General features: G+C 63.2%; 20 protein-coding genes and 2 tRNA genes. 12 read left to right on the top strand and 10 right to left on the bottom strand.

The features are described 5' to 3' along the window. Positions 1 to 98 precede the first annotated feature (98 nt). On the top strand, positions 99 to 1,751 hold the full coding sequence (gene betA / locus AC1DNK_RS04310) for a choline dehydrogenase (protein WP_477939496.1): 1,653 nt from the start codon (positions 99 to 101) through the stop codon (positions 1,749 to 1,751). A 16-nt stretch (positions 1,752 to 1,767) separates the two neighbouring features. On the opposite strand, the gene AC1DNK_RS04305 is transcribed toward betA, so the two are convergent. Next, positions 1,768 to 2,067 carry a type II toxin-antitoxin system RelE/ParE family toxin gene (locus tag AC1DNK_RS04305; RefSeq protein WP_112518133.1) on the bottom strand — a complete coding sequence of 100 codons (300 nt, stop codon included), beginning with the start codon at positions 2,065 to 2,067 and terminating at the stop codon, positions 1,768 to 1,770. Beyond that, entirely contained in the window at positions 2,064 to 2,336 is a 273-nt protein-coding gene (locus AC1DNK_RS04300) for a YlcI/YnfO family protein (protein ID WP_477939495.1), read from the bottom strand. The genes AC1DNK_RS04305 and AC1DNK_RS04300 overlap by 4 nt, the downstream gene beginning before the upstream one ends. 283 nt (positions 2,337 to 2,619) lie before the next feature. Here AC1DNK_RS04300 and AC1DNK_RS04295 point away from each other — a divergent pair, with 283 nt between their 5' ends. Continuing rightward, positions 2,620 to 3,969 carry a chloride channel protein gene (locus tag AC1DNK_RS04295; protein WP_477939494.1) on the top strand — a complete coding sequence of 450 codons (1,350 nt, stop codon included), beginning with the start codon at positions 2,620 to 2,622 and terminating at the stop codon, positions 3,967 to 3,969. Here AC1DNK_RS04295 and AC1DNK_RS04290 read toward each other — a convergent pair. Then, positions 3,966 to 4,412: an RrF2 family transcriptional regulator gene (locus tag AC1DNK_RS04290; RefSeq protein WP_112386399.1), complete on the bottom strand. Its 447-nt coding sequence runs from the start codon at positions 4,410 to 4,412 to the stop codon at positions 3,966 to 3,968. The genes AC1DNK_RS04295 and AC1DNK_RS04290 overlap by 4 nt on opposite strands. Before the next feature lie 420 nt (positions 4,413 to 4,832). Here AC1DNK_RS04290 and AC1DNK_RS04285 point away from each other — a divergent pair, with 420 nt between their 5' ends. The 3 genes from AC1DNK_RS04285 to cysN all read left to right on the top strand — a co-directional run bounded on the left by AC1DNK_RS04285 (position 4,833) and on the right by cysN (position 8,127). Beyond that, complete coding sequence (locus AC1DNK_RS04285) at positions 4,833 to 5,576, top strand: phosphoadenylyl-sulfate reductase (protein ID WP_477939493.1); 744 nt, start codon at positions 4,833 to 4,835, stop codon at positions 5,574 to 5,576. A gap of 114 nt (positions 5,577 to 5,690) precedes the next feature. After that, the gene (gene cysD, locus AC1DNK_RS04280) at positions 5,691 to 6,644 is read left to right on the top strand and encodes a sulfate adenylyltransferase subunit CysD (protein WP_112386401.1); all 954 of its coding nucleotides are present in this window, start codon (positions 5,691 to 5,693) and stop codon (positions 6,642 to 6,644) included. A gap of 1 nt (position 6,645) precedes the next feature. Further along, complete coding sequence (gene cysN, locus AC1DNK_RS04275) at positions 6,646 to 8,127, top strand: sulfate adenylyltransferase subunit CysN (protein ID WP_112386402.1); 1,482 nt, start codon at positions 6,646 to 6,648, stop codon at positions 8,125 to 8,127. 32 nt (positions 8,128 to 8,159) lie between these two features. Here the strand turns inward: cysN and AC1DNK_RS04270 are convergent, their stop codons facing one another. The 3 genes from AC1DNK_RS04270 to AC1DNK_RS04260 all read right to left on the bottom strand — a co-directional run bounded on the left by AC1DNK_RS04270 (position 8,160) and on the right by AC1DNK_RS04260 (position 9,815). After that, complete coding sequence (locus AC1DNK_RS04270; RefSeq protein WP_112386403.1) at positions 8,160 to 9,194, bottom strand: LacI family DNA-binding transcriptional regulator; 1,035 nt, start codon at positions 9,192 to 9,194, stop codon at positions 8,160 to 8,162. A 243-nt stretch (positions 9,195 to 9,437) separates the two neighbouring features. Then, positions 9,438 to 9,680, bottom strand: coding sequence for a MerR family transcriptional regulator (locus AC1DNK_RS04265; protein ID WP_112386404.1), 243 nt, complete (start codon positions 9,678 to 9,680; stop codon positions 9,438 to 9,440). A 58-nt stretch (positions 9,681 to 9,738) separates the two neighbouring features. Further along, positions 9,739 to 9,815 (bottom strand) — tRNA-Pro (locus AC1DNK_RS04260). A gap of 271 nt (positions 9,816 to 10,086) precedes the next feature. Here AC1DNK_RS04260 and AC1DNK_RS04255 point away from each other — a divergent pair. After that, positions 10,087 to 10,500, top strand: a complete 414-nt coding sequence (locus AC1DNK_RS04255) for a hypothetical protein (RefSeq protein WP_112386511.1) — start codon at positions 10,087 to 10,089, stop codon at positions 10,498 to 10,500. 139 nt (positions 10,501 to 10,639) lie between these two features. On the opposite strand, the gene AC1DNK_RS04250 is transcribed toward AC1DNK_RS04255, so the two are convergent. Continuing rightward, positions 10,640 to 10,714 (bottom strand) — tRNA-Gln (locus AC1DNK_RS04250). Between the two features lie 161 nt (positions 10,715 to 10,875). Between AC1DNK_RS04250 and AC1DNK_RS04245 the strand changes: the two genes are divergently transcribed. The 4 genes from AC1DNK_RS04245 to AC1DNK_RS04230 are packed head-to-tail and all read left to right on the top strand — an operon-like array spanning position 10,876 to position 14,278. Next, the gene (locus AC1DNK_RS04245) at positions 10,876 to 11,172 is read left to right on the top strand and encodes a cupin domain-containing protein (RefSeq protein ID WP_112386405.1); all 297 of its coding nucleotides are present in this window, start codon (positions 10,876 to 10,878) and stop codon (positions 11,170 to 11,172) included. 3 nt (positions 11,173 to 11,175) lie between these two features. Continuing rightward, positions 11,176 to 12,090, top strand: a complete 915-nt coding sequence (locus AC1DNK_RS04240; protein ID WP_477939492.1) for an MBL fold metallo-hydrolase — start codon at positions 11,176 to 11,178, stop codon at positions 12,088 to 12,090. Continuing rightward, positions 12,090 to 12,548, top strand: coding sequence for a thiol-disulfide oxidoreductase DCC family protein (locus tag AC1DNK_RS04235; protein WP_477939881.1), 459 nt, complete (start codon positions 12,090 to 12,092; stop codon positions 12,546 to 12,548). Before AC1DNK_RS04240 ends, AC1DNK_RS04235 begins: the two co-directional genes overlap by 1 nt. Next, a complete protein-coding gene (locus tag AC1DNK_RS04230) occupies positions 12,545 to 14,278 on the top strand; it encodes an SDR family oxidoreductase (protein ID WP_477939491.1) in 1,734 nt (577 codons plus the stop codon). The genes AC1DNK_RS04235 and AC1DNK_RS04230 overlap by 4 nt, the downstream gene beginning before the upstream one ends. Here AC1DNK_RS04230 and AC1DNK_RS04225 read toward each other — a convergent pair. After that, a complete protein-coding gene (locus tag AC1DNK_RS04225) occupies positions 14,230 to 15,138 on the bottom strand; it encodes a DUF1499 domain-containing protein (RefSeq protein ID WP_112537194.1) in 909 nt (302 codons plus the stop codon). The genes AC1DNK_RS04230 and AC1DNK_RS04225 overlap by 49 nt on opposite strands. A 256-nt stretch (positions 15,139 to 15,394) precedes the next feature. Here AC1DNK_RS04225 and AC1DNK_RS04220 point away from each other — a divergent pair, with 256 nt between their 5' ends. Next, positions 15,395 to 15,784 (top strand): hypothetical protein, encoded by a 390-nt coding sequence (locus AC1DNK_RS04220; RefSeq protein WP_112537193.1) that lies wholly within the window; start codon positions 15,395 to 15,397, stop codon positions 15,782 to 15,784. 99 nt (positions 15,785 to 15,883) lie between these two features. Beyond that, positions 15,884 to 16,159: a hypothetical protein gene (locus AC1DNK_RS04215; RefSeq protein ID WP_112518143.1), complete on the top strand. Its 276-nt coding sequence runs from the start codon at positions 15,884 to 15,886 to the stop codon at positions 16,157 to 16,159. A 9-nt stretch (positions 16,160 to 16,168) separates the two neighbouring features. On the opposite strand, the gene ppdK is transcribed toward AC1DNK_RS04215, so the two are convergent. Beyond that, positions 16,169 to 18,835 (bottom strand): pyruvate, phosphate dikinase, encoded by a 2,667-nt coding sequence (ppdK, locus tag AC1DNK_RS04210; protein WP_477939490.1) that lies wholly within the window; start codon positions 18,833 to 18,835, stop codon positions 16,169 to 16,171. A 413-nt stretch (positions 18,836 to 19,248) separates the two neighbouring features. Next, positions 19,249 to 22,710 (bottom strand): chromosome segregation SMC family protein, encoded by a 3,462-nt coding sequence (locus AC1DNK_RS04205; RefSeq protein ID WP_477939488.1) that lies wholly within the window; start codon positions 22,708 to 22,710, stop codon positions 19,249 to 19,251. Positions 22,711 to 22,768 lie beyond the last annotated feature (58 nt).

Below are 22,768 nucleotides of genomic sequence, written 5' to 3'. Positions count from 1 at the left end.
GCGCCCAGCCAATCTCCCCACCCGTGGGGGAAATCGCCGGCAGGCCAGAGGGGGGCGGCCACGGCACAACCTGAATATTGCAGCTGGAGCATATTGAGATGCAGCAAGCAGATTTCGTCATCATCGGCTCCGGCTCGGCAGGCTCAGCGCTTGCCTGCCGTCTCTCGGAAGACGGCAAGAATACAGTCATCGTCATCGAGGCCGGTGGGTCGGATTTCGGACCGTTCATCCAGATGCCAGCAGCCCTTGCCTGGCCGATGAGCATGAAGCGTTATAACTGGGGTTATCTCTCCGAGCCGGAACCCAACCTCAACAACCGGCGCATCACCGCGCCGCGCGGCAAGGTGATCGGCGGCTCCTCATCGATCAACGGCATGGTCTATGTCCGCGGCCACGCCGAGGACTATAACCGCTGGGAAGAGCTTGGCGCCCGCGGATGGGCCTATGCCGACGTTCTCCCCTACTTCAAGCGCATGGAGCACAGCCATGGCGGCGAGGAAGGCTGGCGCGGCACCGATGGGCCGTTGCATGTCCAGCGCGGCGTGTTCCGCAACCCGCTGTTCCAGGCCTTCGTCGAGGCCGGCAAGCAGGCGGGCTTCGAGACGACGGAGGATTACAACGGCTCGAAGCAGGAAGGCTTCGGGCTGATGGAGCAGACGATCTTCCAGGGCCGCCGCTGGTCGGCTGCATCAGCCTATCTGAAACCGGCGCTGAAGCGGCCGAACGTCAAGCTGGTCTATGGTCTCGCCCGCAAGGTGTTGATCGAGAACGGCCGGGCCACCGGCGTCGAGATCGAGCGCGGTAACGCTGTCGAGGTGATCAAGGCGAACCGGGAGGTGATCGTCTCGGCCTCGTCCTTCAATTCGCCGAAGCTGCTGATGCTTTCGGGCATCGGCCCCGGCGCGCATTTGCAGGAGATGGGCATCGAGGTGAAGGCCGACCGCCCCGGCGTCGGCGCCAATCTGCAGGACCATATGGAATTCTATTTCCAGCAGGTCTCGACCAAGCCGGTGTCGCTCTATTCCTGGCTGCCGTGGTTCTGGCAGGGGGTTGCCGGCGCACAGTGGATGTTCACCAAGTCGGGTCTCGGCACCTCCAACCAGTTCGAGGCCTGCGCCTTCCTGCGCTCAGGCCCGGGCGTCAAGCAGCCCGATATCCAGTATCATTTCCTGCCTGTGGCGATCAGCTATGACGGCAAGGCGGCGGCCAAGAGCCACGGCTTCCAGGTGCATGTCGGCTACAATCTCTCCAAGTCGCGCGGTAACGTGACGCTGCGCTCATCCGATCCGAAGGCCGATCCGGTCATCCAGTTCAACTATATGAGCCACGCCGAGGACTGGGAGAAGTTCCGCCATTGCGTGCGCCTAACCCGCGAGATTTTCGGCCAGCAGGCCTTCGACCAATATCGCGGCCCGGAAATCCAGCCGGGCGAAAACGTCCAGACCGACGACGAGATCGACGCCTTCCTGCGCGAACACCTGGAGAGCGCCTATCACCCCTGTGGTACCTGCAAGATGGGCGCCAAGGACGACCCGATGGCTGTCGTCGACGCCGAAACCCGCGTCATCGGCGTGGAGAACCTGCGTGTCGCCGACAGTTCGATCTTCCCACACGTGACCTACGGCAACCTCAACGGCCCTTCGATCATGACCGGCGAGAAGGCAGCCGATCATATTCTCGGAAAGCAGCCCCTGCCGCGCTCGAACCAGGAGCCGTGGGTGAACCCGCGCTGGGAGGTGAGCGACCGGTAGGACCGATCCCAGACGGTCAGTGGTAGTCGTCTTCGCGCTGGTGGCGGATGGCCAAGATGGTGACCGTCTCAGCGTCTTCGATTTCGAAGAGCATGACGTAACCTGACGAGCCGAATGGTACGAGCAGTTCTCGCAGAAGACTGTCCTCGCTTGAGAGCTTGCGGCCCGTGAACGGAAATTCGCGCAGGACCTCTGCGGCCTTTATGATTGCCTCGTATGCTCGTCTTGCGATCTCTCGGTCGTGGACAAGCAGGTAATCGTAGAGCCGGTCTATGTCGTGGAGTGCGTGATCGGAGTAGCGCAGACGGTACGTCATTGCTTGTCTTTGGCCACCGCCGCGTCAAGCTTTGCCTTGAGCCTGGCGTGAACGTCATCCGCATCGTGATAGATGCCGGTGCGCTTTGATTCCTCACGCGAAAACAGGCCGCGTGCGATGAACTCCGCCTGCGTCCTCCGGAACTGAACCTGACGCCGAAGGGAATCTTCCATCAGCGCCGACAGCGTCTCCCCTTCCTTCAGCACGCTTTCGGCGGCTGCGCGCAATTCGGGATCGACGCGCAGGGACGGCAATGTTGCGGTTTTCATGGCTCGCTCCATGCGTTGCAATTGCGATGCATGATGCCAAAATTAAAGTTCAGAATCAACTGGAGGAAACCGATCGATCGCGCTCCGAAAGGACTCGCAATTTCGGTGACGCGGAGACTGAGGCAGAAATTGGCTATCACGGCCCCTACCCTGTTGCGGCAAGGGGCAAGTGGCGCAGCACCCGGGCTTGGGAAGGTATTTCACCAAATGTTGAAACAAGGGGTGATCTTTCGCACCGATTGGGACTAGAAGGTTGAGCCCCCATCACGTGCCAGAGTCCCCCATGCCTGCCTCCTATCGCAATTCCAAGCTGCTCCGCCGTTCCCGTATCTTCTGGGGATCCTTCTCGCTCTGGCGGCCGCGGCTGGTGTTCTGGTGCGGCGCCTTGGCGATCGGGGTGATCAGCGTCGGTTTCGCCAAGCTTGCCGATCTGGCGCAGAAGGCGTTCGGCAGCCTGACATCTTCAGGCGAATGGGCCTTCCTGCTGCCGCTAATCCTGACGCCCACGGTCTTCATGCTGTCGGCCTATCTGGCGGCGACGCTGTTTCCGAATTCGCAGGGCAGCGGCATCCCGCAGGCGATTGCCGCGCGGCATCTGCGCGAAGAGGAAGACCGGACGCGGCTGCTGTCGCTCCGGATCGCCTTCGGCAAGATCGTGCTGACGGTGCTCGGGCTGTTCTCCGGCGCCTCGATCGGCCGCGAGGGGCCGACGGTACAGGTGGGCGCCTCGATCATGCTTGCGGTTGCCCGCTTCGGCGGCATGGCGCAGGCGCGCGGGCTGATCCTCGCCGGTTCGGCGGCGGGCATTGCGGCCGCTTTCAACACGCCGCTTGCCGGTATCGTCTTTGCCATCGAGGAGATGAGCCGCACCTATGAAGCGCGGGCCAACGGGCTGGTGCTCACGGCCGTGATCCTTTCCGGTCTCGCAGCCCTCGGGCTGGCGGGCAGCTACAACTATTTCGGCGAAGCCTCTGTTGCGCCAACGCAATTGCGCGACTGGGGCCTCGTGCTCGTCTGCGGCATCGGCGGCGGGGCGTTGGGCGCTGCCTTCAGCGGCTTTGCCCTGCATTTCGGCCAGAAGATTCGCCGCTGGACACAGCCGCAACCCTTGAAGCGCATGCTTGTGCTGGCCGGCACCTGCGGACTGGCGATCGCCGTGATCGGCATCCTCTCCGGCGGCACCACCTTCGGCACCGGCTACGAGCAGGCCCGCGGCGCCGTCGAAGGACATGCGCTGCCGCTGCTGTTCTTCGTCGAGAAACTGGCCGCCAGCTTCCTGTCGATGCTTTCAGGCATTCCGGGCGGCATCTTCGCGCCGTCGCTTGCGGTCGGCGCCGGTTTCGGCAGCACGGTCGGATCGGCTCTCGGCACCAGCATCGCGCTGGCGGCGATCCTTGGCATGGCCGGTTATTTCGCCGGCGTCGTGCAGGCGCCGATGACAGCCTTCGTCATCATTCTCGAAATGACCGGCGACCACCAGGCCGTGATCCCGATCATGGCGGTCTCGATGATCGGCTACGTGACGTCACGCATCCTCTCCCGCGAACCGCTCTATCACGGCCTGTCGCGGGTATTCATCGCCGCCGCCATTCGGGCGCGGCGGGCAGTCGAGAGGGAAGAAGCGGCTAGCTAGGCCAGCATCCGCGTGACCACGGCGCCCTTGGCGGGCGCGACGGCGTCGGCGATTGTTGTCGAGAACAGCACCTTGCGGGTGGCGTCGGCGACCTTGGCGAAGACGTGGCGGATTTCGCAGTTCTGTTCGCCGTCGCAGTCGTCGCATTTGCGGTAGGCGGTGATCGACAGGCAGGGGAGCGGCGCGATCGGCCCGTCGATGATGCGCAGGATCTCGCCGAAGGTGATCATGTCGGCGGGCTTCAAGAGCAGATAGCCGCCCGCCTTGCCGCGGCGGCTGGCGACGATGCCCTGGTGTTTCAGGTCGAGAAGGATCTGCTCGAGGAACTTTTTCGGGATTTTCTGCTGTGCAGCAATGTCCGAGATCATCACCGGTTCGCGGGCGTCGGCCTCGGCCAGCACCGTCAGCGCCCGGAGCGCATATTTTGCTTTCTGCGTAATCATTTTAGACCGTCACACACACCAGCGGCCCGTGAGCCCTGCCGCTTTTCAAGCTTTGCTTATCCCCTATCGCACAGCCAGCATGAACGGAATTTGAACGTGCCGGCAAAAGCCTTGAGATACAAGCATTTTGGCCCTGTTTTTGAACCTCGGCCAATGGGCGTAATTCTACGTCAAAATTGCGCCTTTCGCACGTTTTCGCACATCACTTCAGATTTCGAATTGACAGGCGCCGTGTAACTCTACTAAATCACTAGAGATTGAGTTGCCTGACGGAGTTTTGACGCCGGGGCGGCTGCTTTTCTGCATTGCGGCAGCTTAGGAGAGATATTTGCTCCTGCTTATGCTGCTTTCGAAATCCCTTTTTCTGTCCGACCCATCCTGTTGCTGCGATACTCCGGCCAACTTGAGGACAGGATTGCCATGACTGTTATCCATACAATCGAAGAGGCCGAGGCGCTGAATGCGAAGCTCGCATCTCTCGACCTTGCCGGAAGACTGGCCTTTGTCGCCGGTCTGGGCGGCCGCGTGGTCTTCACGACCTCGCTCGGCATCGAGGACCAGGTGATCACCGCCGAAATCGGCAATCACCGCCTGCCGATCGACGTCGTGACGCTGCAGACCGGCCGTCTCTTCCCGGAAACGCTTTCGCTGATCGACGAGACCGAGAGCCAGTACGACATCAAGATTTCCCGCTACGAGCCTGAACAGGCGGATATCGACGCCTATGCGGCGAAATACGGCCTGAACGGCTTCTACGAGAGCGTCGAAGCCAGGCATGCCTGTTGTGGCGTGCGCAAGCTGAAGCCGCTTGCGCGCGCACTCAATGGGGCAACCATCTGGATCACCGGCCTGCGCCGCGGCCAATCCAACAATCGCGCCGATACGCCCTTTGCCGAATATGACGCCGAGCGTCATCTCCCGAAGGTCAATCCGCTGGCCGATTGGGATATTGAGGTGATCAAGGCCTATGTCGCCGATAACAGCGTGCCGGTTAACCCGCTGCATGCCCGCGGCTATCCCTCGATCGGCTGCGAGCCCTGCACCCGCGCCATCAAGCCCGGCGAGCCCGAGCGCGCCGGCCGCTGGTGGTGGGAACAGGATGAGAAGCGCGAATGCGGCCTGCATGTTGCCGAAGAGGCATCGGCGATCCCGGCCCAACAATAACCTGCCGGTTTCCGGATCAGATGCGGCCACCGCCGCCAACCGGAAACCAGCTGTCACAAGATTTCATTGCGGCAACCTCCCGTCCGGCAATGAGTGAGAAGTCTGGAGTAACACATGCCCGATACCCGTCAGGATACGGAACTCAGCAATCCGCAGAGCAGCAAGCCGCCGCTCGATCCGCATCTGAAGGCACTGGAAAACGAAGCGATCCATATTTTCCGTGAGGTCGCCGCCGAGTTCGAACGCCCCGTCATGCTCTATTCGATCGGCAAGGACTCATCCGTCCTGCTGCATCTGGCGCGCAAGGCCTTCTATCCCGGCCGCGTCCCCTTCCCGCTGCTGCATGTCAACACCGGCTGGAAGTTTGCGGAGATGATCACCTTCCGCGACAAGATCGTGAAGGAATATGATCTCGACCTGATCGAGCACATCAATCCGCGCGGTGCGGCCGAAAACATCACGCCGTTCACTTATGGATCGGCCCGCTATACCGACATCATGAAGACGGAAGCGCTGCGCAATGCGCTCGACGCCGGCAAGTTCGACGCTGCCTTTGGCGGCGCGCGCCGCGACGAAGAAGCCAGCCGCGCCAAGGAACGCATCTATTCGTTCCGCACGCCCGACCACCGCTGGGACCCGCGCAACCAGCGCCCCGAGCTCTGGAACATCTATAATGGCCAGATCCGGCAGGGCGAAAGCGTTCGCGCCTTCCCGCTGTCGAACTGGACCGAAGTCGATATCTGGCGCTACATCCAGGCCGAGCAGATCCCGATCGTGCCGCTCTATTTCGCCGCCAGGCGCCCGTTCGTCGAGCGCGACGGCATGATGATCGATGCGACCGATCCGCGCCTCGAGCTTTTGCCCGGCGAAGTCAAGCAGGAGGATTCGATCCGTTTCCGCACGCTCGGCTGCTTCCCGCTGACGGGCGCGATCCGCTCGACGGCAACCACCCTTGAAGACATCATCGCGGAGCTGGAGATCGCCACGGTTTCCGAACGCCAGGGCCGCGCCATCGACCGGGATCAATCCGGCTCCATGGAAAAGAAGAAGCGTGAAGGATATTTCTGAGATGACCGCAGCAAACCTCGCCAACGCCGTCGCCCCTGCAGCCGAGCCGGTGGCAGCCGTGCGCGATACGCGGCCGTTGCGCCTCATCACCTGCGGCTCTGTCGATGACGGAAAGTCGACGCTGATCGGCCGTCTGCTTTGGGACACCAAGGCAGTCAAGGAAGACCAGGCGGCAACGCTGCAGCGCGATTCCACCGGCAAGCAGAACGATCTCGGCCTGCCTGATTTCGCATTGCTGCTCGACGGCCTGCAGGCCGAGCGCGAACAGGGCATCACCATCGATGTCGCCTATCGCTATTTCTCGACCGACAAGCGCTCCTTCATCGTTGCCGATACGCCCGGCCACGAGCAGTATACCCGCAACATGGCAACCGGCGCCTCGACCGCCGATCTGGCCGTTCTGCTGGTCGATGCCCGCGCCGGCATCCTCGAACAGACCCGCCGCCACGCGACGATCGCCTCGCTGATGGGCATCAAACAGTTCGTGCTTGCGATCAACAAGATCGACCTGACGAATTACGACCGCGCCGGTTTCGACAAGATCGTCCACGAGTTCAAAGAATTCGCGCTATCGCTCGGCGTCAAGCAGATCACGGCCATCCCGATGTCGGCGCTGAAGGGCGAGAACGTCGTCTATTCCGGCCAGGCCGCAATGCCCTGGTATAACGGCCCGACGCTGGTCGAGACGCTGGAACTGGCAAGCGTCCGCTCCGGCCAGTCGACCGGCTTCCGCTTCTCGGTGCAGCGCGTCTCGCGCCCCGGCGAAAGCTTCCGCGGCTATCAGGGCACAGTTGCCGGCGGCTCGGTAAAGCCGGGTGACAGCGTCATGATCCTGCCGTCGGGCATGGTCGCCAATGTCTCCAAGATCGTTACCTTCGACCTGGTGCGCAATGCGGCCGTTGCAGGCGATGCGATCACGCTGGTGCTCGACCGCCAGGTGGACGTTGCCCGCGGCGACATGATCGTCTCGATCGATGCACAGCCGCAGACGGGTGTGAACTTCGACGCCCAGATCGTCGCACTGCAGCCCGAGGGGATCGAATCAGGCAAGCGCTACTGGCTGAAGAGCGGCAGCCGCCGCCAGCGCGTCCAGGTGCAGCCGATCGCCCAGCTGGAGCTGAAGAGCGGCGCTTGGGCTCCGGCCGAGCGACTCTACATGAATGCCATCGGCAAGGTGCGGCTGATCTTCGACGAAACCGCGATCTTCGATCCCTATGAGATGAACCGTGCATCGGGCTCGTTCATCCTGATCGATCCGGAGACCAACAACACGATCGCCGGCGGCATGGTCAGCGGCAAGCGCAGCGAAGTCAGCGGCCTGCATGGCAACGAGGCCCGCGTCATCCTCTCGCTGCCGGCCGATCTCGCCGAGCAAATCATGGCAAGCGAGCTCTTCGCCAGCCGCCGTGACGAGGCGCATGTGCAGCGGATGACGGCAGCGGAAGCCGCCGATCTCTGGAAGAACGCCGCAAGCGACATCTGAGACGAAAAAAGGGGCCGAAAGGCCCCTTTGCTTTACCGGGTCGAGCCGCGCTCGATGATCTGGAAGCCGAAGTCGATATGGGCTGTGCCGGGCTCCTCCTCACGGACCGCGTTCAGCAGCATATCGGCAACGCGATGGCCCATCTGATAGCGCGGAATGCTGACGGTCGTCAGCGCAGGCTCGCAGTGGATTGCGTAGTCGAGATCGTTGAAACCGCAGATGCCGATATCGTCGGGAACGCGCAGGCCGCGGGTCCAGCATTCAAGAAGCGCACCGACGGCAAGATCGTCGTTCTGGCAGAACACCGCATCCACATCGGGTGCAGCTTCCACCAGATTGCTGAAGAGTTCGCGTCCGGCGCCAATGCCGTTCATCCCGAGGCAGCTTGCAACGAGCGCCTCGTCAAAATGCCCGGCCTGGCGCATCACATCCGCATAGCCTTCGAAACGGCGGCGCGGACGGGTATCGCGGCGGCATCCGACAAAGGCGATACGGCGGTAATTCTTCGACAGAAGCATGCGGGTGGCGGCGGCGCCGGCCTCGTAGTGATCGACAGCGGCCACCAGTCCCTCCGCCTTCTGGCTGACATCGACGATATGAGCAACCGGACAGGCGGCGGCGCTGAGCAACGGCGCCAGGGCATCGTAATATTCTGCACCGGCAACGATGATGCCCGCCGGTTTCTGCGCCAGGAAAGATTTCAGCTGGCTCACTTCCTGATCGGGATCATAGAGCGTATTGGCATATTGCACGCGCAGATCCGTCGCCCGCAGGCGATCCTCGATACCGGTCATGATGTCGGTAAAGGCGTGCTGATGGAGCGCAGGCGTAATGACGCCGACGACGCCGCTGTGGCGGCTGGCAAGCGCGCGGGCGGCCAGGTTGGGCACGTAGCCCATTTCATCGACGGTGCGCAGGATAAGCTGGCGCAAATCTTCGGAAACGATTTCGGGATTGCGGAGTGCCCGGGAAATGGTGATAGGGCTGACCCCCACCTTCTTGGCAACGTCACTCAATCTCACATGCGCAAAGCGCTTACTGTCCCTACCAGGCACTGCATTCCCCATTCCGGCATTACACGCTGCGAACCTGCCTCCCCTTCGACTCGCCATACCTTTGTGAAGAGAAATTAAATTAGAGTCCACTAACCCTTCTCCGTTTTGCGACGAAAGGTGTAGCAAAACCGGGCAGGCGGAATTCGCGCTGAAATGCTTCTACGCGGGATATCCTATGCCGGATCACCGCAGGCGGAAATTGACTGCAAAATAGCCTTTTGTCATCCGGCACTTCGAGGGAATGAGCGCGGTGCGCTATTCCATGACGACCAGCAGCTCGCCGCTATCGACGACTTCGAACATCGAGCTGTCGATGAGACGCACCGCAGCGCCCTCGCCCGTGCACCAGAAGCGGGCGCCGGGATAGCGGCGTATACCGGCGGCGGTTTTCGTGACGATCAGATGGCGGCGCTCGTAAAGCCTGACCGGCAGACCATTGCTGTCGATGCAGGCGCGCTCGCCCAGCGTCTCGACCGATGTCTTGCCATCCATTTTCATCGTGTATGCACCTGCGATACCGCAAAAGAAAAAACCCCGCCGGAGCGGGGTTTTCGGCTGGTCGGAGTGGCAAGATTCGAACTTGCGACCCCCACGTCCCGAACGTGGTGCGCTACCAGACTGCGCTACACTCCGTGACCAGCGGCGCCTCTATAGAACGGCGCCTGTTATTGCGCAAGCGCCAAATTTCAAAAAACTGACGCATTCAGCAGCACCTTGCGCGGCGCCCGCAAGGCCTTGCGAACCTGCAACAAAAAGACACACCTGCAGCAAATTTCGCAAACGCGAAGGCGGGGCAATTTTCTTTTGCCGGGTTCCGCGCTAAAGCGCTTTCCGGGACAAGCGGAAACCGCTCCATTGCAGCGATTCCCGCCGTCGAATGCGCGACAATTCAGGGACGATACATATGAAACTCCGCACCTTTGCCGCGGCCGGGCTTGCCATTGCGCTTGCCGGCTGCACGACCATTCCTTCTGCCGGCGATCCCGTTTCCGCACGCTGGAACGGCCAGTCGGCCGGCAAGTTCTTTGCCGCCTACGGCCCGCCGCTCAGCGACGCCGAAAATGGCTCCTCCGTCGTCTACACCTGGAAGGGCGGCTACAAGACCGTGCGCGTTCCGGCGAAATATGCCGAAGGCGAAAACGGCAAGCGCGGCAAGCAGACGGCCCCTGCCCGCACGCTCTACCTGCGCTGCCAGGCCGAAATCACCACCAATTCCGACTACACGATCCGCAACATCCGCACGGTCAACGATATCCCGGGCGAAAGCGGCAAGTCCTATTGCGCCGAGTTCCTGGCCCCGGCCCAGCCGGCCGGCTGATCGGAATCAGTGTTCGAGACTTATGGCAGGCGGTCGAGAGACCGCCTGTTTTCGTTTGCGGATATGTGTCGCGCGGAAAAGCCGATCGACGCGGATGAACGCGGTTCTGGAATGCTATGCAAAGACGCTGAAGAGATAGTGGCTGGGGCGCCAGGATTCGAACCTGGGAATGCCGGTACCAAAAACCGGTGCCTTACCGCTTGGCGACGCCCCACCAGGCATTGAGCGGAAACCGCTGTGCCGAAGCGAGGCCTGATTAGCAAAGGTGCCGCCTCGTCACAATCACTAAGTTCGGCGCAGCCGCATATTTCTGTGCGATGCGGCGGGAGGCATGATAGGTCTTTGATCAGACGAGAACGCCTTTCTGGAGTAGTGATGAGCCAGTACCGTGCCCGCCCGCCTGCCCTCGCAACGCTGCTGCTCGATGACGCCGTGGTGCGGATCACCCGCTGGGATTTCGAGCCGGGCGCGGATACCGGCGTGCATACGCATGGTTACGGCTATGTCGTGGTGCCGATGACCGATTGCCGGTTTCTGATCGAGGAAGGGGCCGAGAGCCGCCGCGTCGATATTGCCAAGGGTGCGGCCTACCGGCGCGAAGCGGGGACAGAGCACAATGTCGTCAACGCCGGCGACGAGCCGATGTCCTTCATCGAGATCGAATACAAGTAAGCCATGCCGAGCCCGCGTTTCGACCTGACATTCGTGCCTTCCCATGGCGTGCCGGTGACCGTGGCGCCCGGTATCCAGCGGCTGACGGTGAACAATCCGAGCCCCTTCACATTTCACGGCACCAACAGCTATATCGTCGGCGCCGGATCCTCTGTCGCCGTCATCGATCCGGGGCCTGAGGGCGATGCGCATTTCGAGGCGCTGATGGCAGCCCTTTCCGGGCGCCGCGTCTCGCATATCCTGATCACCCATACACATCGCGACCACTCGCCGCTTGCCGCCCGGCTGAAAGCCGCAACCGGGGCGCTGACGGCGGGCGAAGGCCCGCACCGTGCCTCGCGGCCGCTGCATGCCGGCGAGATCAATCCCTTTGCCGAAAGCTCGGATACCGGCTTCGTGCCCGATATCACGCTTTCGGATGGCGACGTGATCGAAGGCGAAGGATTTGCATTCCGCGCCGTGCTGACGCCAGGGCATGCGGCGAACCATGCGGCCTTCGCGCTCGAGGGCACGGAGATCCTGTTTTCAGGCGATCATGTCATGGCATGGGCGACGTCGATCGTTGCGCCGCCCGACGGTTCGATGCGTGATTACATGGCGTCGCTCGACAAGCTGATTGCAAGGCGCGACCATCTGCTGCTGCCCGGCCATGGCGGGCCGGTGAGGCATCCGCTGACATTCCTGCGCGCGCTGAAAACGCACCGGCGAATGCGGGAGCGGGCGATCCTGGAACGCATCAAGGGCGGCGACCGGCTTATCCCCGACATGGTCAAGGCGATCTATCGCGATACCGATCCGCGGCTGCATGGAGCGGCCGGCCTTTCGGTGCTGGCGCATATCGAGGATCTGCTGGAGCGCGGCAAGGTGAAGACCCACGGACCACCGGCGCTGATGGGCGAATATTGGGCGACGGGATGATGGCAAACGGGCAGGCCGCCTACAGCTACCGGATGGATGACAGCGTTCCGGCCTTTGCCGATGACGCGCCTATCATTATCTTTGACGGCGAATGCATCTTCTGTTCCGGCTGGGTGAAATTCGCACTGAAACACGACAGAACAGGGCGCTACCGCTTCCTGACCGCACAATCACCACTCGGCGAGGCGCTTTACCGCCACTATGGGCTCGATGCCCGTGACTACGAGACCAACATCTTCATCGACGGCGGACGCGCCTATTTCAAGTCCGAGGGATCAATCCGGATGATTGCCGGGCTTGGCTTCCCATGGTCCCTCGTCTCTCTGCTGCGCACACTGCCGCGGCCGCTTGCCGATCGTCTCTACGAATTCATCGCCCGCAACCGGCTGCGGATCGCAGGCCGCAGCGACAGTTGTTTTGTGCCGACGCCAGAGGTCAGGAGCCGCTTTCTCGGATGAGTACAAGCGGGCTTCGCGTGCTGATCATCGGCGGCTACGGCGCATTCGGCAGCCGGCTGGCACGCTTGCTGGCCGGCGATCCGCGCTTCCATCTGCTTGTCGGCGGGCGGTCGGCGGAGAAGGCCGAGACGTTTGCCGCCGGACTCGAGGGAGGCGCAGAGGGCGTGGTCTTCGACCGCGATGGCGATATGCAGACCCAGCTTGCATTGCTCAAGCCCGCGGTCGTCGCCGATCTCTCGGGACCGTTTCAGGAGATGGGCGAGGATCGCTATCGGGTCGCCCGCGCGGCGATAGCGCTCGGGATCGACTACATCGATGTTTCAGACAGCCGCGATTTCGTCAGCGGCATCGACGCGCTCGACGACGAGGCGAAGGCGCGCGGCGTCTTCGTGCTTTCCGGGCTCAGCAGCTTTCCGGCGCTCTCCTTTGCGGCCGCCGAAAAGCTCGCGATCGAATTCGCCGAGGTCCATAAGGTCAGCAGCGGAATTGCACCCTCGCCGCGCGCCGCGATCGGGCTCAACGTCATCAGGGCGATCGCCAGCTATGCCGGAAAGCCGGTCCAGGTCACGCGGGGCGGCATCCCGGCAGAGAGTACGGGGCTTGCCGGAGGACCAGGCATGGTGATCGCGCCGCCCGGCTGCGTTCCGCTCCGCTGGCGCCGCTTTCTGCTGGCCGATACGCCGGATCTTTCGCTTCTGCCACAGCGGTTTCGCCATTTGCAGGAGGCCTTCACCGGCGCTGGCGCGGAGCCGCGATGGCTGCAATCACTCCTGATGTTTGCCGCCCGCCTCGTTCGCTACCGGCTGCTGCCGTCGCTTGCGCCATTTGCGCCGCTGATCCATGCCGCGAGCCGCAGCCTTGCATCCGGCGAAGCCCGCGGCGGCATGTTCGTGCGCCTGGAAGGATTGGGACACGACAGGCAAGCGCTTGCCGCCACCTGGCATCTGGTTGCCGAAGGGGATGATGGTCTCTTCATTCCGGCAATGGGTGCAGCCGTACTGTTGCGCGCGCTTGCACTCGGGAAGCGGCCGGGCAGCGGGGCGCGGGCGGCGATAGCGGAGCTTCCGCTTGGCGCCTTCGAGGATGGGTTTCGGCCCCTGGCGATCCACACGGGCATCCGGCGGCAACGTGCTGGCGATCGGCGCCTTTCGCTTTATCAGCGGGTGTTGGGCGATGAAGCATGGCGGATGCTGCCGCCTGCGGTGGCGGCGATGCATGCGTTAAACGATGGCGAGATGCGTGTTTGCGGCCGGGCGCGAGTGGAGCGCGGGAGCGGCCTGCTTGCCGGCCTCGTCGCGGCAATCATCGGCTTTCCGCGTGCCGCTGACGATATCCCTGTCAGCGTGACGTTCAAGGCAGAGCATGGGCGGGAGACGTGGACGCGGGACTTCGACGGCCGGCGTTTCCGCAGCCGTCAATCGGAGGCGGCCGGACGCCACGCGCATCTGCTGGCAGAAGATTTTGGACCGGTCCGGGTTTTCATCGCGCTGGTGCCTGAGGGCGAACGGCTGCGGCTCATCATCCGCGGCTGGCGGATCTTCGGCTTGCCTCTACCCCTGTTTCTGGCGCCCGACGGCAATACGTTCGAAGAGCAGCGTGACGGGCGCTTCCATTTCCACGTCGAGATCGGCGGGCGGCTGACGGGTTTGATCGTCCGCTATACCGGCTGGCTCGAGCCGGATCAGCCGGCGATGCCGAGCAGCTCGACATCGAGCGCTTCGAGAAACTGATCGGCGATCCCGGCGCTGAAACCGAGGTCGTTCTGGCCATAGCGCGAGGCGACCCGGATATCGACGAAGGTGGTTTCGGCTTCTTCGCGCAGGCGGATGACGATATCGAAGCGCAGGCCGAGGATCAGCGTGCGGCGTTCGCCCTGCAGCGTCACGCCATTGGCGCCGCGGATCAGTTTGGCGACGTCATCATCAAAGGGGCGCGGCGTCGGCACCGGCACCTGGTCCGGGGCCTCGGCGACGGCATCGCCATTCGGCTGTGGCGGCTTGGCCGGGGCATCTTCCAGATCGCGGGCCGGTTCGCTTTCACCCTTGCTCTTGGTGATGGTGATGCCGTTCTGGCGCGCGACCTTCTTCACCGCATCGAGAACGCGGTCGATGGCGCCCTCATAGCGGCGGCCGGTCAGTTCGGGATAGGCTTCCAGCTGCTTTTCGCGATCGGTATCGGCGATCTCCGTGCTGCGCTTCATCCAGATCTGGTCGGCATGCGGCGGCGACAGCCATTCCGGCGCCGAAACGAGATCGGTCGAGACGTCGTAGATAGCAGGGAGGGTGAAATAGCGCTCGGCTGCCAGGCCGCCGAAAGCCAGCGGGGCGGCGGCGAAAATGATGGCCTTCATGGCATCGAGGCCGCCTTCGGCACCCGATATCCAGAGGCTTCTCAAGCCCGCGAAAGCCAGCAGGAAGGCGAGCAGCGCAAATCCCGTCGACACCAGAACGAGCAGCACCATATAGGGCGTCGCCAGCCCGCCGAAGCGGTGCGCCAGAAGCACGGCAGCCCAAAGCACCAGCGCAAACGCCCCGAAACGCCGCGCGAAGCGGGCCGAACTGGAAACGGGGCGGTCGAAACGGATGGCCATCAAACTTACCAGTTACAGGCGGGCACACGCCCGGCGCGGGCGCACGAAGCACCCGCACCTTGTTTATGGCAAGATTCGCCTAGATTTTGAAACTGTTGTCTCTTGCGGGAGGCCTCAATCCACCAAAAGGCGGAGATGGCCTGCATGAGCAATATCTGATATGCCGTAAAAAGGCCATTCTGGCGGGTTTTTCTGCCGATTGGGAGGTTGTGGGCATGTTTCGTCAGCGAGGCATGCGCGTTTCAGGAGAAGAGCCATGCTTTCACCGGAAATGACAGAACGACATAAGGCGCCGGCGCTGGGTGCCATCGATACGTCCGAGCCTTTCCTGCCGATGGAGCTTCTGGAACTGGAGCTCTCGCTGGAAGGCTATACCGGCGGCGAGGCAGGCTTCTGCGAAGCGGTGCGGACGGCTGCCGGAAAGGCCGGCGGCGAATTCCTGTTCGACCTTCCGGCTGCCGGACTGATCGACGATTGCCGCCGTATCGCGGTGCTGCGCGTTCCGACGTCCGGCTCCGACATGCGCGTGGTGCTTGCCGTTCTCGATCGCGACGGCATCGAGATTCGCATGCAGGCGCCGGACGACGAGACCGTGCATCTGGTGCGGTTCGCCGATGCCTTCATCGAGGTTCTGGAACGAATTTGACGCATCGCGCGTTTTCCGCTGCGGATTAATGTGGAGTTGACGCGGCCCGGCAAATCGCCTCATGTCCGCAGCACCGCTTTCCGCACCGGAGACTGTACCATGCGTTTTTCCGCCCTTCCCTTCACGCTCGCAGCGCTGGCGATCGGCCTTTCGGCCTGCCAGACGATGACGCCTGAAGAGCGGCGCGCCGCCGACGAGAGGCAGTGCCTGAGCTACGGTTTCAAACCCGGTACCAGCGCTTTTGCCACCTGCCTGCAGCGCATCGATCTCGACCGACGTGCCGATGCCCGCGCCTTTCGTATCCAGGCCGACGAAAACTTCGACGACTTCATGGCCGGCCCGCGCTACTATCCGCGTTACTACTATCGCCGCTAGTCTCGGCCTTTAGCGGCCGCCGTTGATGGCGGCCTGCGCTGCCGCCAGCCGGGCGATCGGTACGCGGAACGGCGAGCAGGAGACGTAGTCGAGGCCGATCCGTTCGCAGAAATGGATCGAGGCGGGGTCGCCGCCATGTTCGCCGCAGATGCCGAGCTTCATGTCATTGCGGGTGCGCCTGCCGCGCTCGGCGGCGATGCTGATCAGCTCGCCGACACCATCGAAATCCAGCGAGATGAAGGGGTCATGCTCGATGATGCCCTTGCGCTGGTAGGTCGGGATGAAGGCCGAGGCATCGTCGCGCGAGATGCCGAAGGTGGTCTGCGTCAGGTCGTTGGTGCCGAAGGAGAAGAATTCGGCGGCTTCAGCGATGGTGTGCGCCCTGAGAGCCGCGCGCGGCAGCTCGATCATCGTGCCGACCAGGTAGTCGATCTTGATATCCGCTTCCGCCATGACTGCCTTGGCGATCGTATCGATCCGCTCCTTGACGTAGTCGAGCTCAGAGCGGAGGCCGACGAGCGGCACCATGATTTCGGGAACGACGGCGGCGCCGGTTTCGTGAGCCGCAGCGATCGCCGCCTCGAAGATGGCGCGGGCCTGCATCTCGACGATTTCAGGATAGGAGATGGCCAGACGGCAGCCGCGGTGGCCGAGCATCGGATTGAACTCGTGCAGCGCATCGACTCGCTGGCGAAGCGCCAGTGCTTCCATGCCCATGGCCGCCGCCACATCGGCGATTTCCTCATCCGTCTTCGGCAGGAATTCGTGCAGCGGCGGATCGAGCAAGCGGATGGTGACCGGCAGGCCATGCATGACGTTGAACAGGCTGGTGAAATCCAGCCGCTGCATCGGCAGCAGCTTGTCGAGCGCCAGGCGGCGGCCCTTCTCGTCTTCGGCGAGGATCATCTCGCGCATCACATGGATGCGGTCACCCTCGAAGAACATGTGCTCGGTACGGCAGAGCCCGATGCCTTCGGCGCCAAACGAGCGGGCCGCGCGCGCATCCGCCGGGGTGTCGGCATTGGTGCGCACGGTCATGCGGCGAACACGGTCGGCCCAACCCATGATGCGGCCGAAATCGCCTGAGAGTTCAGGCTGGATCATCGGCACTTCGCCCTTCAGCACCTGTCCGGCAGAGCCGTCGATGGTGATGATATCGCCCTTCTTCAGCGTCACGCCGACGCCGATCAGGCGTTCGTTGCGCAGATCGATGCGCATGGTGCCGGCGCCGACGACGCAGGGGATGCCCATGCCGCGGGCGACGACAGCCGCGTGGCTGGTCATGCCGCCGCGCGTCGTCAGGATGCCTTCGGCGGCGTGCATGCCGTGAATATCTTCAGGGCTGGTCTCGACGCGCAGCAGGATGACCTTGCGCCCCTCCTCCTCGGCTGCCACTGCCTCTTCGGCGGTGAAGACGATGGCACCCGTCGCAGCCCCCGGCGATGCCGGCAGGCCGCTGCCGATCACCTGGCGCTGGACGCGCGGATCGATTGTCGGGTGCAGCAGCTGATCGAGCGTCGAGGGCTCGATGCGCAGCACCGCTTCCTCCTCGGTGATCAGCTTTTCGTCGACCATATCGACGGCGATCCGCATGGCGGCGCGTGTCGAACGCTTGCCGGACCGCGTCTGCAGCATCCAGAGCTTGCCGCGCTCGATGGTGAACTCGATGTCCTGCATGTCGCGGTAATGGGCTTCGAGCTCGGAACAGATACGGGTGAGCTCGGCAAAAGCCTCCGGCATCAGTTTTTCGAGCGACGGACGCTCGGAGCCTGAGTTCAGGCGTCCATCCTCGGTGATGCTCTGCGGCGTGCGGATGCCGGCGACGACATCCTCGCCCTGCGCATTGACCAGAAACTCGCCGTAGAAGGACTTTTCGCCGGTCGAGGGATTGCGGGTGAAGGCAACGCCGGTGGCCGACGCATTGCCGAGATTGCCGAAGACCATGGCCTGAATGTTGATCGCCGTGCCCCAGACTTCGGGAATATTGTGCAGCATGCGGTAGGTGACGGCACGGGCACTCATCCAGCTGGCGAAGACGGCGCCCACGGCGCCCCAGAGCTGCACTTCCGGCTCCTGCGGGAAGGCTTCGCCAAGCTCTTCCTCGATCATGTCCTTGTAGAGCGAGACGACATGCTGCCAGTCGCCGGCCGAAAGCTCGGTATCGTATTCGTGGCCGAGACGTGCCTTTTCGTCTTCGAGGATTTCCTCGAACACCTCATTATCGAGGCCCATGACGACATCGGCATACATCTGGATGAAGCGCCGGTAGCTATCCCAGGCAAAACGGGCGTCGCCGGCATCATGGCCGAGCGCCTGCACCGTCTCGTCGTTGAGACCAAGGTTGAGGACCGTGTCCATCATCCCCGGCATCGAGACGCGGGCGCCGGAGCGCACGGAGAGAAGCAACGGATGATCGGTGGCGCCGAAACGGCGGCCGGTCGCCTTTTCAATGCCTTCCACGCCGGCGCGGATCTGTGTCTTCAGGTCATCGTCGAGCTTGCGGGAATTCTTGTAGTAAGTGGCACAGGCATCGGCGACGATCGTCAGACCGGGCGGGACCGGCAGCCCTAGCGCGCACATTTCGGCAAGGTTGGCGCCCTTGCCGCCCAGCACGTCACGATCACGCGCACGGCCTTCCGCCTGCCCGTTTCCGAACGTATAGACCAGCTTGGACATATTTCCCCCGCCTCATTCTCCGGGACCACCTTAATCCCTTGGTCCGGAAATGAAAATCGACAAATACGGCAAAATGTTGCACCGCACAATCAATGCAGCACATCAAACCGTTTGAATGTGGGGAACGCATAAAAAAGCTTTGCGGGACTGCAACAACGGTCCCGCAAAGCCTTATTTCCGTCCAGCCAGGAAAACTGGACGGGGGGTCCACCTATGCCATCAAGCCCGGTTTTGCCCTCGTCCCGGAGTTGTCAGCATTATCCAACATGCGCGACAGAAATCGTTTTTCGGCGATCTCCTCATTCGCTAAGGACAACTTCTAATGCAAAAACAAGGGGAAAGCATCACCCAATTGGGTTAACGTATGAGCAAGACCCTAACTTTTTTGGGGTTTTCTCGAAACGCCTTTGTTTTCAAGCGGTTTCGCGCAGGCGCTCAGCCGTCTGCAGGTCGACGGATACAAGCTGCGAGACACCCTGCTCGGCCATCGTTACACCAAAGAGGCGATTCATGCGTGCCATCGTGATCGGATTGTGAGTGATGATCACGAATCGAGTTTCGGTCGAAGCGGCCATTTCATCCATCAGGTTGCAATAGCGCTCGACGTTGTGATCGTCGAGTGGCGCGTCCACTTCGTCGAGCACGCAGATCGGCGCCGGATTGGTGAGGAAGACCGCGAAGATCAGCGCCATCGCCGTCAGCGCCTGCTCGCCGCCGGAGAGCAGCGTCATGGTCTGCGGCTTCTTTCCGGGCGGGCGGGCGAGGATTTCGAGGCCAGCTTCCAGGGGGTCGTCGGATTCGATCAGCTGCAGCTCGGCGGTACCGCCGCCGAAGAGATGGGTGAAGAGCCGCTGGAACTGGGCGTTGACGATATCGAAGGCGGCGATCAGGCGTTCGCGGCCTTCGCGGTTGAGGCTCTGGATCGCGCCGCGCAGCTTGCGGATCGCATCGATGACGTCGTCGCGCTCCTTGATCAGCGCCTCCAGCTTGTCGCTGAGCTCCTTCTGCTCTTCCTCGGCGCGTAGGTTGACGGCGCCGAGGCGCTCGCGCTCGATCTTCAGCCGCTCCAGGTCACGCTCGACTTCGCGCGGATCGGGGATCGACTGCATCGGCTGAAGGCCAGTCAGGCGGAAGGCTTCGTGGGGCGCGACGTTCAGCGCCTCGCGAATGCGGCCCTCGCTTTCCTGCCGCTTTTCGCGGGCGGAAACCAGGCGCTCCTCGGCACGGCCACGGCGTTCCCGGCTTTCGGCAAGTTCGGACAGTGCGGTGGCGGCCTTGTGGTCCGCGTCACGCTGGACGAGCTCGGCGGCGGCCAGAAGATCGGCTGCAGCGCGGCGGGCCTCGTCGGCCTTCTGCAGTTCGGTCAGCAGCGCCCGGCGCTTGTCGTCGAATTCGTCCGGCGCCATCTCGAGTTCGGAGGCTTCGTCGCGCGCTTCCTCTTCGCGGTCGCGCAGCGTTGCAATATGGTCTTCGGCGCTTGAGGCGCGCTGGCGCCAGGTCTCGCGCTCTTGGCCGATGGCGACGATGCGGCGCTGACGGGCGTCATTTTCGCGGTTCAGGCTGTCGTGGCGGGCGCGGGCTTCGGCAGCGAGACCACGATCGGTCGCGACTTCCATCTGCTGCAGGCGCAGGCGCTCGTCGATCGCCGTCAGATCCGGTGCGTCCTCGAGCTCGATGCGGGCATTCTCTTCCTGGATGGCGATGTCTTCCTGCTGCGACTGCAGCTGGCTGACGGCCTCGGCCACGACGTCACGGCGGCGAACGAGATCGCCGGAGGCCCGCTCGGCAGCCGCCAGCGCCTCGCGCGCTTCGGCCAGATGACGGGCCGACAGGCGGCTCATGTCGCGGGCGTCGTTCAGCCGGCGCTCCTCGCCGCGGATCGCCTCGGTGGCAACGGCAAGCTGCTCTTCGGCTTCGGCAAGCAGATCGCGGGCGATCGAGACTTCGTTTTCGAGCTCCGCCAGGCGGTTTTTTTGAGCGAGCCGGAGTGCCGCCGCACTCGGGGCATCGGCACCGGTGACATGGCCATCCCAGCGGTAGACGGCGCCTTCGCGGGTCACAAGCCGCTGGCCGGGCTTCAAGTCGCGCACAAGACGATGGGCATCGGCCGCGGCGACAAGGCCGATCTGCTTCAGGCGACGGGTAAGTGCCGATGGCGCCCGCACATGGTTCAACAGTGGGACAGCGCCTGAGGGCAGTACCGGATCGGCCGATCCGTCGCCATTCTCCGACCAGTGCGCCGGAGCCTTGGGATCGAGCGGGGATTCCAGATCGTCGCCGAGCGCAGCGCCGAGCGCCGTCTCGAAGCCGCGATCGACGCGCAGCTCTTCGGCGACCGGCGGAAACTCGCCTGCGGCGGCACCGGCAGCCAGCATGCGCTGGATGGTGCGGGCTTCTGTCTCAAGACCATTCAGCTTCGAGCGGGCCTCATCGACAGGCGCGCGCGAAAGGGCTTCGGTACGGCGAGCTTCGGCAAGCGCCTGTTCGACGGCCTGGATGCCTGCCTCGGCTTCGGCAAGGGCGATCTCGCCTGCCTCGACCATGGCGCGCTTCTCTTCCGGATCGGGCAGAGCGGAGACCTTTTCGGCGATCGCCGTCAGTTCGCGGTTGGCCTCGTCCATCTGGCGCTCCAGGCGCATCTTGCGATCCGTGAGGTCGCGGATGGCGCGTTCCAGCTGATTGCGGCCGGCAGCTGCTTCGGCGCGCTCGGCGGTCACAGATGTGAAGATGCGTTCGCTGTCGGCAAGCTTGGCCGCCGCTTCCTCGAAGGCTTCGCGCAGCTCTTCGGCATGGCGGCCGGAATCGGCGAGGATATCGTTGATCTCGGCCTCTTCGGCATCGAGCCGGGCGAGGATTTCGGCATTGTCGGAGACCAGCCGCTCTTCGCGGCGGATGTCTTCGGCAAGCTGGGCCAGACGGCGGGTCAGCTCGTCGCGGCGGCGCAGGATGCGGTTGGCATCCTCTTCCAGCTGCGTCTTGGCGATCTGCAGGCGCTGCAGCGCGGCGGCGACCCGGGCTTCCCCTTCGCGCAGTTCCGGCAGCTTCAGGCTGGCGATCCCTTGAGTCTTCGCCGCCTCCATCTGCATCTGCGCCTTTTCGGCGACGACGACGGTGGCCTGGTTCAGCGCGCTGTCGGCCTCGGCTTCGGTCTCCTTGGCCTGCACCCAGCGAATATGCAGAAGCATGGCCTCGCGGGCACGAATATCGGCAGACAGCGTCTTGAAGCGGTTGGCCTGGCGAGCCTGACGCTTCAGGCTTTCGATCTGGCTTTCGAGCTGCGAGGTGACGTCGTCGAGACGCTCGAGATTGCCTTCGGCGGCGCGCAGGCGAAGCTCGGCCTCATGGCGGCGCGAATGCAGGCCGGAGATGCCGGCGGCTTCTTCCAGCAGCTGGCGGCGCGCCTGGGGCTTTGCCGAGATCAGCTCGCCGATACGGCCCTGGCCGACCATCGACGGCGACCGGGCGCCGGTGGAGGCATCGGCAAACAAGAGCTGCACATCCTTGGCGCGGCTTTCCTTGCCGTTGATGCGGTAGACCGATCCCTGCTCGCGCTCGATGCGGCGCGTCACCTGGATCTCGTCGCTGTCGTTGAAGGCGGCAGGCGCGGTGCGATCGGCATTGTCGAGATAAAGCGCGACTTCAGCGGTGTTGCGCGCCGGGCGGTTGCCGGAACCCGAGAAGATCACGTCATCCATGCCGGATGCGCGCATGTTCTTGTAGGAATTCTCGCCCATCACCCAGCGGAGCGCTTCCACGAGATTGGACTTGCCGCAGCCATTCGGACCGACGACGCCGGTCAGCCCGCGCTCGATGATGAATTCAGCCGGTTCGACGAAGGATTTGAAGCCGACAAGGCGCAGCTTGTTGAACTTCATGCGGCCCTCTCCCCGACGGGGAAAAGAAGAGGCGCAAAATAAAAGACGGGCAGCCCGA

The organism is Rhizobium sp. 01N424 (assembly GCF_056399485.1).
This window is presented reverse-complemented; position numbering and strand designations above follow the sequence as displayed.